We start from the raw sequence: 12,917 nt of genomic DNA on the forward strand, positions 1-12,917 counted from the left end.
CCATGCCTCCCGGTTATGGGCGAGGCAAGTCCATCCTGGCCGAGCAAGCGGTTATCCAATGTTTGTCTAATTTTGAGCGGTGCACGACACCCATCCCGTCGCCGTAGAAGAATTATGCAGGCGCGGTGACCGACCACGTCGGCGAAGGCATCGTCTATTATCCAAGGGTTTTACTTGCCGAGGGAAATCGAACAGTTGATCCCATCATCGCTGCCCCTAAGTCACCTGGTTGAACACCACCATCTTGTCGTCGGCCATCTCTTCCATCGTCCAGGGAATGCCGCCGACCCCGTATCCTGACTGCCTGCGTCCGGCGAAAGGCATCCAGTCGGTGCGGAACGCCGTGTGGTCGTTGACGAGAACGGCCGATGCATCCAGATGTTTTGCCGCCTTGAGAGCAACCGCTATGTCGGCGGAAAAGACGCTTGCCTGGAAGGCATAGGGCAGCGAGTTGGCGATGCGGATCGCTTCGTCAAGGTCGCGGTAGCCGTAGACGCAGGTCAGCGGTCCAAAGACCTCGAGCACCGACACTTTCGCCTCAGTAGGCGGGTTCAGCAAGACAGATGGCAGCAGTGTCGTCTCGGACATCCGCCCGCCTCCGATCTGTCTGGCTCCGGCGTCCGTCGCCTCCTTGATCCAGGTCGTGACGCGGTCTGCCTCGCGTGGCAGGATGAGCGGCCCTACCTCGGTTTGCGTAAGTGTTGGATCCCCGACACGCAGGGCTGCAACCTTGGCGGCGAGGGCTTCGGTGAAGGAAGCCAGAATATCCTCGTGCACGAAAAGACGCTGAGCCGACACGCAGACCTGCCCAGCGTGATAATAGCCACCTTTGACGATAGTGCCGACAATCGCATCGACATTGGCGCTGCGGTCGACGATGACGGGTGCCGCTCCGCCATGCTCCAGCGCGCATCGGGTGCCCGGCGGCAGCTTGCTCTTGAGGTACCAGCCGACCTTGGCGGAACCGATGAAGCTCAGGAACGCCACGCGAGGATCGGTTGCGAAGGCCTCGGCAAGCGCGTTGTCCTCGGTAATGAGGGTCTGGCACCAGCGTTCGTCGAGACCGGCCTCCCAGAACAGCTTGACGATCTCGATGCAGGAAATCGGCGTTGTTGCCGCCGGCTTGATGATCACCGGGCAACCCACGGCGATCGCCGGCGCGATCTGGTGGATGATGAGATTGAGCGGATGGTTGAAGGCCGATATCGCCGCCACGACGCCGATCGGTTCCTTGGTGGTGAAGGCCCATCTGTTGGCGCTGGCGGCGGTCAGCCCCATGGGGATTTCCTTGCCGCCGAAATTGCGCAGCTCGTCCGCCGCGTTCACCAGGCCGTCGATCCCGCGCGTCACCTCGATGATCGCATCCGTGAGCGGCTTGCCGCCTTCACGGGCGATCATCATCGCAAAACGATCGCGGTTCTCCTGCAGAAGCGCAGACGCCTTTCTGAGGATCGCCATCCGTTGATGCGGGGGCAGCCAGCCATCGCGATCGGCGAAGGTTTTGGCGGCGAGCTGAAGCTTGCGCTCGAGTGCGGCCACGTCGTCTGCCGGCAGCTCTGCAATCGGCTCGCGGTTGAACGCCTGGTAGACCTTCATGGTAGACTGCATCTCAGGCCTCCAGTATCGCGGGGAGCCGTTCGCGAAGCTCCTTCACCAGCACGCGTTCATTTTCCGAGTAGTCGACCGGAACGTTCACCAGATGGACGCCACCTCCGGAGAATGCCTCTTCGAGCACCTGTTTGAACTGGCCGATATCGTCGACCCTGGTTCCCTTGGCGCCGTAGGATTCGGCATATTTCACGAAGTCGGGATTGCCGAAGGTCATCCCGAAATCCGGGAACTCGTCCACCGCCTGCTTCCAGCGGATCATCCCATAAGCATTGTCCTCGATGACAAGAACCACGAGGTTGAGTTTCAGCCGGACGGCGGTTTCGAGTTCCTGGGAGTTCATCATGAAGCCGCCGTCGCCGCAGATCGCCATGACACGCCGCTCCGGGTAGAGCATCGAGGCAACCATGGCCGACGGCAGCCCCGCTCCCATCGTTGCAAGAGCATTGTCGAGCAGCAGCGTGTTCGCCATCCGCGTCCGGTAGTTGCGGGCAAACCAGATTTTGTACATGCCGTTGTCGAGCGCCAGGATGCCATCATGCGGCATCACTTCTCTTATATCGTGGACCAGCCGCTGTGGCGTGAAGCGATCCTCCGTCGCCCGCGCGGCGATGCGCGCGAGAATGCGCTCGCGGAGATGGAGAAGCGCCTGCGCATTTGGTAGCTTGCCCTCGAGGCGATCCGCCAGCGCCTTCAGCGAAGGGCCGATGTCGCCGATGACCTCGGATTGCGGGAAATAGACCTGCTCGACGGTCGCCGGCTGATATCCGATATGAACGACCTTCGGGCCGCCCTTGCCCATGATGAAAGGTGGCTTCTCGATCGTGTCGTGCCCGATCGTGATGATAAGGTCGGCCTGTTCGATGGCCTCGTGGACATAATCCCGCTCCGACAGCGCCGCGGTGCCCATATAAAGTTCGGTTCCGCCGGGCACCGTTCCCTTCCCCATCTGGGTGGTAAAGAACGGAATGCGCGTACGGATCACAAACTGCGCAATATCCGATGTCGAGCGGGGACGCGAGGCGGCGGCCCCGAACATCAGAAGCGGACGTTTGGCTGCGGCAATGAGGGCGGCGGCGCGATCGAGGGCCGCGTCGCTTGCCGTCGGCAGTTCGAGCTGATGCGGCGCAATCAGCGCCACCTCCTGGCATTCTTCGGCCGCGATATCTTCCGGAAGCTCCAGATGCACCGGCCCCGGCCTTTCCTCCTGGGCGATGCGGAACGCTTCCCTGACCGTCGTCGGGATCATCTGCGGCGACACGATCTGCCTTGCGAGCTTGGTCAGCGGCTTCATCGACGCGACGACGTCGACCACCTGGAAACGTGCCTGGCGGGACGAGAGGATCCCCTTCTGACCTGTGATCATCACCATCGGCATCGCGCCGAGCAAGGCATAGGCGGCACCCGTCGAGAGGTTCAGAGCGCCGGGGCCAAGCGTTGTCAGGCAGACGCCGGGCTTTCCAGTCAGGCGGCCATAGGTCGCGGCCATGAACGCTGCTGCCTGCTCGTGTCGGGTGAGGACGAGCTCAATCGACGACTTGCGGATGGATTCGACGACGTCGAGATTCTCTTCGCCTGGGATGCCGAAAATGCGGTCGACACCTTCGTTCTCAAGCGCTGCCACTAGAAGATCGGAGCCTTTGGTCATGGATGTGTGCCCGTGCTGTTTGATTCGAGACTTCCAAAAAGGAAGGTCTCTCGAAGATATGTTCTTTTCCGGGCCTGTCCATGCGTTCGGCGGCATCGGCGGTTATCGTCGATGTTCAGCCACAGTTCCGGCTCGATCCCGGATCGTGACGAGTGCTTGCGCCGTCATTGAGCGCTGGCTCATATGGACGTTTCCGAGCGCTCACTGTGGATGAAGCTCGCGGGAGCACTGCGGGCATTTGGAGCCAGCGCTCAGTCGAAAAATACGTCTTGGTCTTCACCTGCGAATTTGAAGTCGCCTTAAGACCAAGAACAAAATTGAAGACATTTGCGCTGTCTGCTTCGCGCGTAAAGCTGAGATAGGAGCCGAATCGTTCGTATTCGACATTTCGAAGGTTTTGAATCGAGGCAAGAGTATCCTCGAAATCACGCCAGCACGCCTGCTTCACGATGATCTCGAAAATGCGCAGGACAGCCGGAGCGAGACGTCCCTGGGCGTCGGTCGTCGGCCCAATGATCTTGGCGCGGATATCAAGAATACCGCCCATTTCATCTCCACGAACCTTAACGAAGGTCGAGCTGAGGGGACGCACCTCGTCCCGTTCGTAGATGCGCTGAAAATAACATTCATAGCTGCGATTGCGCATCGATGCGGCTTTCCATTCGCTCATCTCGATGCCGGCCTCTCGAAGAGCACCGCACATATTCCGCCCCGAGACGCGCCAGATCCGCAGAAACTGACTTGCCAATTCCAGCTTCGGGACCTCGATCAGTTGCAGCGATATCGACGTTGACGGGAGGGGAGAAGGAGCCGCCGGATCTGGGCGGGCGGCGATGCGAGGTGATCGGGCAGCCTTATTGAGAGTTCGAGTTTCAAAGGGCTCGACCGGCTCTTCGAGGTGGTGGACTTCATGGTAAAAAATGACGAGGGCTGCAAGAAGCAAAATCGATATCAAAAGCCCCGGCCAAAGCAGGGACCAACGGTTGCTCGGCAATGGGAAGTTCCGGTGCCAACGTGGACTGTCGCGAGGAGGATCGACGGGTGATAACACTTTATCCACGGCGCGACCTCACAAGCAAATAGGAGCGGCTGCGAGTTCGAACTCAATCAATCTCGATCCTATTTGCGACCAACCGGTGTCGGTCGGCGATTGGATCAATCAGCCCCTGCTGGCGACTCCTTCTAAGGTGAGCAACGGATGCGAAAAACGGTACAGTCTGTCCGACTCACCTTCGACACTGCGAGTGTGAAGTCGCGTGTGTGCAGCGTCAAGCAGGCGGCGATCGATCAGGCTGCGCGTCGCAGGGTTGATGGCATATTCAGTGGCACGCTTGCCTCGGGACAAGCGGCGTCAAGATTTCGTCGTACATGGTGGCATCCCGTAATTTTGTCACAGGACCTGAACCTATGCGACAACCCGGTTTCCAATAAGGATAGATCGCAGGCCGGAGCTGAGTCTTGCACCCTGTTACAACGCAGCGGCGGCGATCTGGTGCCTGGCGCGCAAGCGGCCGTTGCCGATAGTGGTGGCCAGCAGCTGCTCGTCAAGCTTGCCTTCCCATTTGGCGACCACGACGGTGGCAAGCGCATTGCCGATCAGATTCACAAAAGTCAGCCCCTCGGCAAGGATGCGGTGAATTCCGAGGATCAGCGCGATGCTGGCGACGGGAATGGTTCCGGTGGTATTCAGGGTTGCCGCCAGTACAACGAAGGCCGCTCCAGCGATGCCCGCCGCTCCCTTCGAGGTGAGCAGCAACACTGCGATCAGGCCGAGTTCGTGCCAGAAGGTCAGATGTGTGTTCGTCGCCTGTGCCAGGAACACCGCGACGGTGGTCAGATAGAGGCATGTGCCGTCGAGGTTGAACGAATAGCCGGCCGGGATGACGAAGCCGACCACGCTTTCCTCACAGCCGGCCTTGCGCATCTTCTGGATGAGGCGCGGCAGCACCGTTTCGGTCGAGGTGGTCGCAGCGACGATGACGATTTCATCCCAGAGATAGCCTAGCAGCCGCCACAAGCTGACACCGCACCAATGGGCAACGCTGCCGAGGACGATTGTTGTGAACAAGGCGCAGACGACGAAGAACTCGATGATTAACTCGCCCAGCGACCAGAGCGAGGCGGTGCCGAACTGACCGACGGTAAAGGCAATCGCGCCGAAGGCCCCGAGCGGCGCGAAGTACATGATGTAGCCGATGATCTTGAAAAACCCTTCGGAGGCGCTTTCGATCACCTGGAACACCGGGCGTCCGCGTTCTCCGATGGCGGCAATGGCGATACCGAACAGGACAGAGATAAACAGGACCTGCAGAACGTGTCCTTCCGTCAGTGCGCTGGCGAAGGTGTCTGGGATGATGTCAAGGAAATAGCTTGAAATGGACTGGTCGTGCGCCGTCGCAAGATAGGTCTTGATCGATGCGGTATCGATTGAGGCAGCGTCGATGTTCATGCCCTCGCCCGGACGCCACAGATCGACTGCGATCAGTCCGAAGATCAGCGCCAAGATCGTGATCGCCTCGAAATAGATGATGGATTTCAGCGCGACACGCCCGACGCTCTTCATGTCGTTCATGCCGGCGATACCATGCACAACGGTGACGAAGATGATCGGCCCGATCATCATGCGGATCATTTTGATGAAGGCGTCGCCGAAAGGTTTCATCGCTACCGCGGTGGCGGGCGCGAAATGACCCAGCAGGATGCCGAGCAGCGTCCCTGCCAGCACCTGAAACCACAACTGGCCAAAGAGGCCAAATCGGCTCGGCGATTTTTGCGTCTCATCCACAGGTGTCATCGTTTTACTCGCCTCCAAATACGTCATGTTTTGTTTCCTCCCAAGCTGCCTGCTTGGCCAAGATGTCACATCTTTCAATTGTTCAATGGCAACTGCACCGTCCAATTGGCGCGCCCGGCGGCCCCGAAATGGTGACTGCGGAAGCAGCGATGCGGGCACTCGCAAAGATCGGCCGCAACCGGCCGGCCAGCGGTCCCGTGCGTCCCTGCGCATCGTGGACGATGGGGACTCCGGCATCTGCCAGGCCGTGGATGATGGCGGTATCGGCGCGTTCGATCTGGGTAATCGCATCGGGCATGCTCGATCTTCCCTCCTGTCTTGGCTGGGAATTAGGGGAGGGAATATTGAGCGGCAAAGCAAACTTGATTTGCGCACCGGTCATAAGCTGTGTTGAAGTGTGATGATGATTGCACACCGCGAACTCAACCTTCGCCACCTCGAGGCCGTCGCTGCCGCCGCGCGGCTGGGCAGCATCAGCAGCGCGTCTCACACCATGAATTTGTCGCAGCCTGCTCTGACCCAAGCCGTTGCCAAGGTCGAGGCGCAGCTTGGTCATGTGCTATTCGATCGCCAGCCGAGCGGCGTTACCAGCACCGAAGCGGGGCGCTTGATCACCGCCCGCATCGAACGCGCGCTCGCCTATGTGGCGCGCGGCGGCCAAAGCGTGCGACGTGGCGCCCGCTTGCCGCCGCTGCCTCATATCGAGCGGCGCATCACTTTTGGACAATTGCGCGCGCTAATCGCGGTCGATCAAGCAGGCAGCTTTGCGCTGGCATCGAAGCGAATTGGCCTGTCTGAACCGGCATTGCATCGGGCGAGCCGCGATCTGGAGCAGTTGCTGGGTGTGCCACTTCTCGTCCGGCAGGGGCGTACCGTTCAACCGACGGCGGCCGCCGCCGTGTTGCTGCGGTTCGCCCGTCTGGCGCAATCGGAGCTGGAGGCTGGGTTCGACGAATTGGAGGCACTGCGGTCTGAAGGCGCCGGACGTGTCACCGTCGGCACGATGCCGCTGGCGCGCGCAATCCTGTTGCCGCAGGCATTGGCTCGTTTCGCTCGCGCCTATCCAATGGCGTCGGTGAACGTGGTGGAGGGGCCATATGTGGAGCTATTGGCCAGGCTCCGCGAAGGCGAGATGGATCTGCTGATCGGGGCAATGCGCGACCCGCCGCCGGTCAAGGACATCGCTCAGGAACCGTTGTTCATCGATGATCCGGTGATCGTCGGTCGCGCCGGACATCCCCTGCTGTCCAAGCCGGGATTTGCCTTCTCGCGGCTATTGGATTTCCCATGGGTTATCGCCGCGACGGGCGCGCCGGTGCGCCATCGGTGGGAGGAGATGTTCACAGAGCACGGGCTTGAGCCGCCACGGCTACGCATCGAATGCGGTTCGGTTCTGGTAGTGCGCGGGCTGATGCTGGAGGACGATTGGTTGACGCTGATGTCGCGCGACCAGTTCCTGTTCGAACGGCGTGCTGGCCTGCTTGGCGAAGTCGCCGGCGCTGGGCTGTCGTTGCGTCGTCAGATCGGCCTCACGGTGCGCGATGACTGGCGTCCGACACAGCTGCAAACGGCATTCATGGATACCTTCCGCACGGTTTGTGCGGAGTGGACTTCAGGAAAAGCAATGGAGCGTGAACCCTTCCGATATGCCTGATCGTCGTCCGGTTCGTTAGAACGGGGCATGAGCAAACACCAAACGATCGCATTCACCGGTTTCGGAAAGCCTTCGCAGGCTTTCCGTAGGGGCTGGCTTCCGCGCCGGCTGCGACCTCGAGCGAATGCCGGTCCAGGAGCTAAGCCGCGTCATCGCCGGCCGGCTCCCCATGCCTTCCCCTCCGACCGCGGAATTCGCTGCCGAGGCGAACGCATCTTTGCCGCTACAGGAACCTCAAAGATATGATCATCGACTGCCACGGCCACTACACCACGGCCCCTGCGCTCCATGGCGAATGGCGAGCACGACAGGAGGCCGCCATCAAATCGGGCGGCGATATCGATCCCGCCTATCCGGACATTTCCGACGATGAGATCCGCGAGACCATCGAGGCCAACCAGCTGCGCCTGCTGCGCGAGCGCGGCGCCGACATGACTATTTTCTCGCCTCGGGCCTCGGCGATGGCGCCGCATATCGGCGGAGAATTGGTGGCAAAGGTCTGGGCGCGCCGTTCCAACGATCTGATCAAGCGCGTGGTCGATCTCTATCCCGAGACTTTCGTGGGCGTTTGCCAGCTGCCGCAATCCCCTGGGGTCTCGATCGCCAACGCGATCGACGAGCTGGAGCGCTGCGTCAACGAACTCGGCTTCGTCGGCTGCAATCTCAATCCCGATCCCTCCGGCGGCAAGTTCGATTCGCCGCCTCTCACCGATCGCGCCTGGTACCCCTTCTTCGAAAAGATGGTGGAACTCGACGTTCCCGCGATGATCCACGTTTCCGGCAGTTGCAATTGTGCGATGCATGCGACCGGCGCCTATTACATTGCCGCAGACACCATTGCCTTCATGCAGTTCGTCGAGGGCGACCTGTTTGCGGATTTCCCCTCGCTGCGGTTCATCATTCCGCATGGCGGCGGAGCCGTTCCCTATCACTGGGGCCGTTATCGCGGCCTCTCCGACATGCTGAAGCGGCCGCCGCTGGCCGAACACGTGATGAAGAACGTCTATTTCGATACCTGCGTCTATCATCAGCCGGGTATCGACCTGTTGTTCGAGGTGATCGATGTGGAAAACATCCTGTTCGGATCGGAAATGGTTGGCGCAGTGCGCGGGATCGACCCGCAGACGGGTCACTATTTCGACGACACCAAGCGCTATATCGAAGCTCTGACGATATCCGATGAGGACAAGCGGAAGGTGTTCGAACTCAACGCGCGCCGCGTCTATCCGCGTCTCGATGCGCAGCTCAAGGCACGGGGGCTGTGATGGCAAATTTCCAGATGGATCCCGATTGGCTCCGCTATCATCCCGACCCGAGCAAACCGCGCTACATTCCGCCGCCGGGTGCAGTGGATGCGCATTGCCATGTCTTCGGGCCTGGGGATGTGTTTCCCTATGCGCCCGAGAGGAAGTACACACCCTGCGATGCCGGCAAGGAGCAACTGTTCTCCCTGCGTGATTTTCTCGGATTCGAGCGCAACGTCATCGTCCAGGCGACATGCCACGGCGCCGACAATCGTGCCCTGGTCGATGCGCTGCATACGGCCGGCGATCGTGCTCGCGGGATAGCGACGGTACGCGACACGGTGACGAACGGGGAGCTCGCCGAACTGCATGACGCAGGCGTGCGCGGCGTGCGCTTCAACTTCGTTCGCCGCCTGGTCGACCCGAAACCGGATGCCTATTATCGTGCGATCATCGACCGTATCGCGCCGCTTGGCTGGCAGGTGGTGATCTATTTCGAGGCGGCCGATCTCGAGGAGCGTTGGGACTTCTTCACCTCGCTACCGACGACCGTCGTGGTCGACCACATGGGCCGGCCGGATGTCTCCCAACCTGTCGACGGCCCGCAGTTCGGCCGCTTTATCCGGTTCATGACCGAGCATGAAAATGTCGTCAGCAAGGTGAGCTGCCCGGAGCGGCTGTCGCAATCAGGTCCACCGAACTACGACGACGTCGTTCCGTTTGCGCGGACGCTGGTCGAGCGCTTCCCGGAGCGTGTCCTGTGGGGCACCGATTGGCCGCATCCCAATATGAAGGACCACATGCCCGACGACGGCGCCCTGGTGGACATCATCCCGCGCATCGCGCCGTCCGAGGAGTTTCAGCGCAAGCTGCTGGTTGACAATCCTATGCGGCTCTATTGGCGGTAACCCGCCTTCGGGGATGGCTGGACGACGCATCCCACGCAGGTGGAGGGCGCCGATCTGGATGCGCAAGGCATTCATGCATCGGTTGTGCGGACATCGCTGCGTGCATCGACATTTATTAAGAGGAGGAGATTATGAACATGAGCCTAGGACAACAAGTGAGCACGCCATCCCGGCGGATCGTAACATTGATGAAATCGATTATCCCGGCGCTCGTTCTAATACTCGCGATGGCGGTGGAAGCACCGGCGCAGGAGAACGACTATCCGAGCCGCGAGATCAGTCTTGTCATTCCCTTCGGCCCTGGTGGAATTGCCGACATCACTGCGCGCATCGTTGCGGATTCTCTCGGCAAAAAGCTTGGGAAACAGATCGTCATCCTGAATCAGCCCGGCGCGGGAGGATCGGTCGCCGCACGGGTGGCGCTGAATGGGGAGCCAGACGGATATACGCTCGCACTGCTGTCGAACGGAACTGCAGTCAGCGTTCCGTTGTTCAAAAACCTGCAGTTCGATCCCGTCGCCGATTTCGTTCCGGTATCCAGCCTCGCCTATTTCGACTTCGTATTCGTGACCAAGGCGGATGGTAAATTCAAATCCCTCAAGGATATTCTCGAGGCAGCCCGCGCAAACCCGGGCGCGCTCAATGTCGGGACGATTAATGTCGGGAGCAGCCAGAATCTTGCGGCCGAACTCTTCAAATCGACGGCCGGAGTGGACGTCACGATCGTTCCCTACAAGGGCACGCCGGATCTTCAAGTTGCCCTTCTCGGTGGGGAGCTTGACCTGATCATCGATAGCCAGACGGCGCTAAAAGCGGCACTTCAGCAGAACCAGGCTGTTGCGATTGCATCATCTGGCTCGGCCCGTTCTATCCTCCTGCCGGACGTTCCGACGGCCCAGGAAGAAGGCGTAAAAGGGTTCGATGTCACGTCCTGGAACGGTATCTTCGCTCCCGTCGGCACACCTCAGGCCGTCGTGAACAAACTGAACACGGCGCTCGTCGAGGTTCTTGGCGACCCCGACGTCAAGAAGCGGTTTGCGGATCTCGGCGTCGAGGCCCGTTCCAGCACGCCGCAGGAAATCGGCGATCGTCTGATGGCTGATATCGACAAGTGGTCAAAGGTCATAAAGGATGCGGGCATCGCGCGGCAATAGACGGAACGCGTCCGCCAGCCTTCCCGTGCCTCAGCCGGCCGGGTCGCTTCTCCAGCCGATCCGGCATGCCCACCCATCCACTTCGCGATCATCCCGTCGCTGCGGCTGACGATCTTTTCGGTCGCCGTCTTCAGCGACGGGTTCGGGCTTCATCCTGTTCTAGGAGGCGATGATGGAGCTTTTCAGCAATCTCGCTTGGCGCCAGGCCTCATAACGCTCGAGGGTCTCCTGGTTTGGCGGGTATACGCCCAAGGTCGATTTGCCTGACTCGATTTCCAGCTTGAGAAACTCTTCCTGCTCCTCCATCGCGACAGCTTCTTCGGCAATGTCATCGACATATTCCCGCGGAATAACGATCACCGCTTCGCTGTCGCCAAAGATGATGTCATCGGGATAAACGGCGACGCCGCCGCAGGCGATTGGCTGGTTCATGTCTGAGGCATGGTGGGCAACCAGGTTCGCCGGCGCTGCCGGTCCCATGCAGTAGGTCGGGAGCCCCAGCTGCGCGATATCGGCCGTATCGCGGACGCCGCCGTCGAGCACGAGACCGGCGGCGCCACGATAGACGAGACGACGGGCGAGCATGGCGCCAATGCCAGCGACCTCCGCCAAGGAGCGGCAATCGAAGACGAGAACATGGCCGTCGGGGATCGTATCGATGGCCTTGCGCTGTTGATTGGACGGATCCGAACTGTAAGTCGAACCGTCGATATCTTCCCGTGCGGGGATGTAGCGTACGGTGACGGCTGGGCCGATCATCGGCCTGCCGGCGCTCGCCAGCGGTCGCACGCCGCGAACCGCGGTGTTCTTCAGGCCACGCTTCAGCAACAGAGTGCTGAGACTTGCAGAATTCGTCCGCAAAAGCTTTGCGTAAACTGATGGGTCCAAAGCCGTCATGAGATCCTCCATTGTCCGGTGGAAGCTCTAGCATAACGAGAAGATAGTTCAATAAAGAATTTTATGTTTCTTATTTGGACAATGGCTGCTTGCCATTGATCGCCTTGGTCAAGATGGCGGCGCCCTCCACAACCTCGCGCTTGATTGCGCGCGCCCTGTCCGGCGTCGCTTCACCAATAAACGGGACGCTGATCGTCGCGACGAGTCGACCTTCGGAATCGAAGACGGGCGCGGCAAAGGCCCGGAGGCCAAGGTTGGATTCCTGATTGTCCTCGGCGCATCCATTGCGCCGAATTTCAACGAGTGCTTCTTTCAGCGCCTCCGGATCGGTAATCGTGTATGGCGTCTTCGACTCCAGTCCGCCGCTGCAATAGGCCTCGATGTCACCGTAGTCCGAATAGGCAAGGGCGAGCTTGCCGGCGGCGCCGACATGTTTACGCGAGCGACTGCCGACCTTGATGAAAAGCGAATAATCGCCGGGACTGGAGGCTGCAAATATCGTCATCATCTCGTTGCCTTCGGGGGCGGCCAGCCTGAAGGATTCGAAAATGCGGTCAGCCGCAGCCGTCAGGATCGGCCTTGCCGCCTCGATCACCGTTGCCCTGTCGGCGCCGGGCGAGATGCGCCGCGCAAGCTCGACGAATTTTGGCCCCAACTCGTAGGATGCTCCACCATTCACCCGCGCCACAAGCCCATGCGCGGCCAATGAATTGAGGATCCGATAGACGGTCGAACGCGGAACTCCAAGCTGATCGACCAGCGCGGCCAGGGAAATTCCCGTCTTCGCATCGGCAACGGCCTCAAGCAGGTGGGCGGTCTTTTCGACAACGGGTGATCCATGCTTTGGTTCAATCATGAACTTTGAATTCCATATGAGAATTATAATGTTGACTTCACCGGACTGAACGAGCATGCTCAGTGGCGTGAGTGTCACATTTGACACTACGCGCTTGGCGGAGGAAGTAAAGCCATTTGGATAGCCGCCGAGGCGGTGCGCAACCGGATGGTTT

General features: G+C 60.2%; 11 protein-coding genes. 4 read left to right on the forward strand and 7 right to left on the reverse strand.

What is annotated here, in order from left to right:
- Window positions 1–216: 216 nt before the first annotated feature.
- The 5 genes from GR198_RS11550 to GR198_RS35375 all read right to left on the reverse strand — a co-directional run bounded on the left by GR198_RS11550 (window position 217) and on the right by GR198_RS35375 (window position 6,348).
- Complete coding sequence (locus tag GR198_RS11550) at window positions 217–1,608, reverse strand: aldehyde dehydrogenase family protein (protein WP_131712988.1); 1,392 nt, start codon at window positions 1,606–1,608, stop codon at window positions 217–219.
- 1 nt (window position 1,609) lies between these two features.
- Window positions 1,610–3,256, reverse strand: a complete 1,647-nt coding sequence (locus tag GR198_RS11555; RefSeq protein WP_164068979.1) for an acetolactate synthase large subunit — start codon at window positions 3,254–3,256, stop codon at window positions 1,610–1,612.
- A 115-nt stretch (window positions 3,257–3,371) separates the two neighbouring features.
- Window positions 3,372–4,250, reverse strand: coding sequence for a DUF6030 family protein (locus GR198_RS11560; protein ID WP_029871658.1), 879 nt, complete (start codon window positions 4,248–4,250; stop codon window positions 3,372–3,374).
- Window positions 4,251–4,724: 474 nt separating this feature from the next.
- Window positions 4,725–6,050: a C4-dicarboxylate transporter DctA gene (gene dctA / locus GR198_RS11565; protein ID WP_164069052.1), complete on the reverse strand. Its 1,326-nt coding sequence runs from the start codon at window positions 6,048–6,050 to the stop codon at window positions 4,725–4,727.
- Between the two features lie 82 nt (window positions 6,051–6,132).
- Entirely contained in the window at window positions 6,133–6,348 is a 216-nt protein-coding gene (locus GR198_RS35375) for a hypothetical protein (protein ID WP_164047585.1), read from the reverse strand.
- Window positions 6,349–6,450: 102 nt separating this feature from the next.
- Between GR198_RS35375 and GR198_RS11570 the strand changes: the two genes are divergently transcribed.
- The 4 genes from GR198_RS11570 (at window position 6,451) to GR198_RS11585 (ending at window position 11,010) form a co-directional block, all read left to right on the forward strand.
- Window positions 6,451–7,704: a LysR family transcriptional regulator gene (locus GR198_RS11570; RefSeq protein WP_246711088.1), complete on the forward strand. Its 1,254-nt coding sequence runs from the start codon at window positions 6,451–6,453 to the stop codon at window positions 7,702–7,704.
- A gap of 242 nt (window positions 7,705–7,946) precedes the next feature.
- Window positions 7,947–8,969: an amidohydrolase family protein gene (locus GR198_RS11575; protein ID WP_011649051.1), complete on the forward strand. Its 1,023-nt coding sequence runs from the start codon at window positions 7,947–7,949 to the stop codon at window positions 8,967–8,969.
- On the forward strand, window positions 8,969–9,856 hold the full coding sequence (locus tag GR198_RS11580; RefSeq protein WP_164047586.1) for an amidohydrolase family protein: 888 nt from the start codon (window positions 8,969–8,971) through the stop codon (window positions 9,854–9,856). Before GR198_RS11575 ends, GR198_RS11580 begins: the two co-directional genes overlap by 1 nt.
- A gap of 131 nt (window positions 9,857–9,987) precedes the next feature.
- Window positions 9,988–11,010, forward strand: a complete 1,023-nt coding sequence (locus GR198_RS11585) for a Bug family tripartite tricarboxylate transporter substrate binding protein (RefSeq protein ID WP_164047668.1) — start codon at window positions 9,988–9,990, stop codon at window positions 11,008–11,010.
- Window positions 11,011–11,169: 159 nt separating this feature from the next.
- On the opposite strand, the gene GR198_RS11590 is transcribed toward GR198_RS11585, so the two are convergent.
- The gene (locus GR198_RS11590; protein WP_164047587.1) at window positions 11,170–11,907 is read right to left on the reverse strand and encodes a ribonuclease activity regulator RraA; all 738 of its coding nucleotides are present in this window, start codon (window positions 11,905–11,907) and stop codon (window positions 11,170–11,172) included.
- A 70-nt stretch (window positions 11,908–11,977) separates the two neighbouring features.
- Window positions 11,978–12,763: an IclR family transcriptional regulator gene (locus GR198_RS11595; protein ID WP_020046928.1), complete on the reverse strand. Its 786-nt coding sequence runs from the start codon at window positions 12,761–12,763 to the stop codon at window positions 11,978–11,980.
- Window positions 12,764–12,917: the final 154 nt, after the last annotated feature.

The organism is Rhizobium leguminosarum, from assembly GCF_010668065.1.
Lineage (GTDB): Bacteria > Pseudomonadota > Alphaproteobacteria > Rhizobiales > Rhizobiaceae > Rhizobium > Rhizobium leguminosarum_S.

Bases quoted from the DNA above. Each gene is read 5' to 3' on its own strand.
- GR198_RS11555 (WP_164068979.1), bottom strand. From the start codon at position 3,256: ATGACCAAAGGCTCCGATCTTCTAGTGGCAGCGCTTGAGAACGAAGGT.
- GR198_RS11550 (WP_131712988.1), bottom strand. From the start codon at position 1,608: ATGCAGTCTACCATGAAGGTCTACCAGGCGTTCAACCGCGAGCCGATT.
- dctA (WP_164069052.1), bottom strand. From the start codon at position 6,050: ATGACACCTGTGGATGAGACGCAAAAATCGCCGAGCCGATTTGGCCTC.
- GR198_RS11595 (WP_020046928.1), bottom strand. From the start codon at position 12,763: ATGATTGAACCAAAGCATGGATCACCCGTTGTCGAAAAGACCGCCCAC.
- GR198_RS11570 (WP_246711088.1), top strand. From the start codon at position 6,451: ATGATGATTGCACACCGCGAACTCAACCTTCGCCACCTCGAGGCCGTC.
- GR198_RS35375 (WP_164047585.1), bottom strand. From the start codon at position 6,348: ATGCCCGATGCGATTACCCAGATCGAACGCGCCGATACCGCCATCATC.
- GR198_RS11580 (WP_164047586.1), top strand. From the start codon at position 8,969: ATGGCAAATTTCCAGATGGATCCCGATTGGCTCCGCTATCATCCCGAC.
- GR198_RS11585 (WP_164047668.1), top strand. From the start codon at position 9,988: ATGAACATGAGCCTAGGACAACAAGTGAGCACGCCATCCCGGCGGATC.
- GR198_RS11575 (WP_011649051.1), top strand. From the start codon at position 7,947: ATGATCATCGACTGCCACGGCCACTACACCACGGCCCCTGCGCTCCAT.
- GR198_RS11590 (WP_164047587.1), bottom strand. From the start codon at position 11,907: ATGACGGCTTTGGACCCATCAGTTTACGCAAAGCTTTTGCGGACGAAT.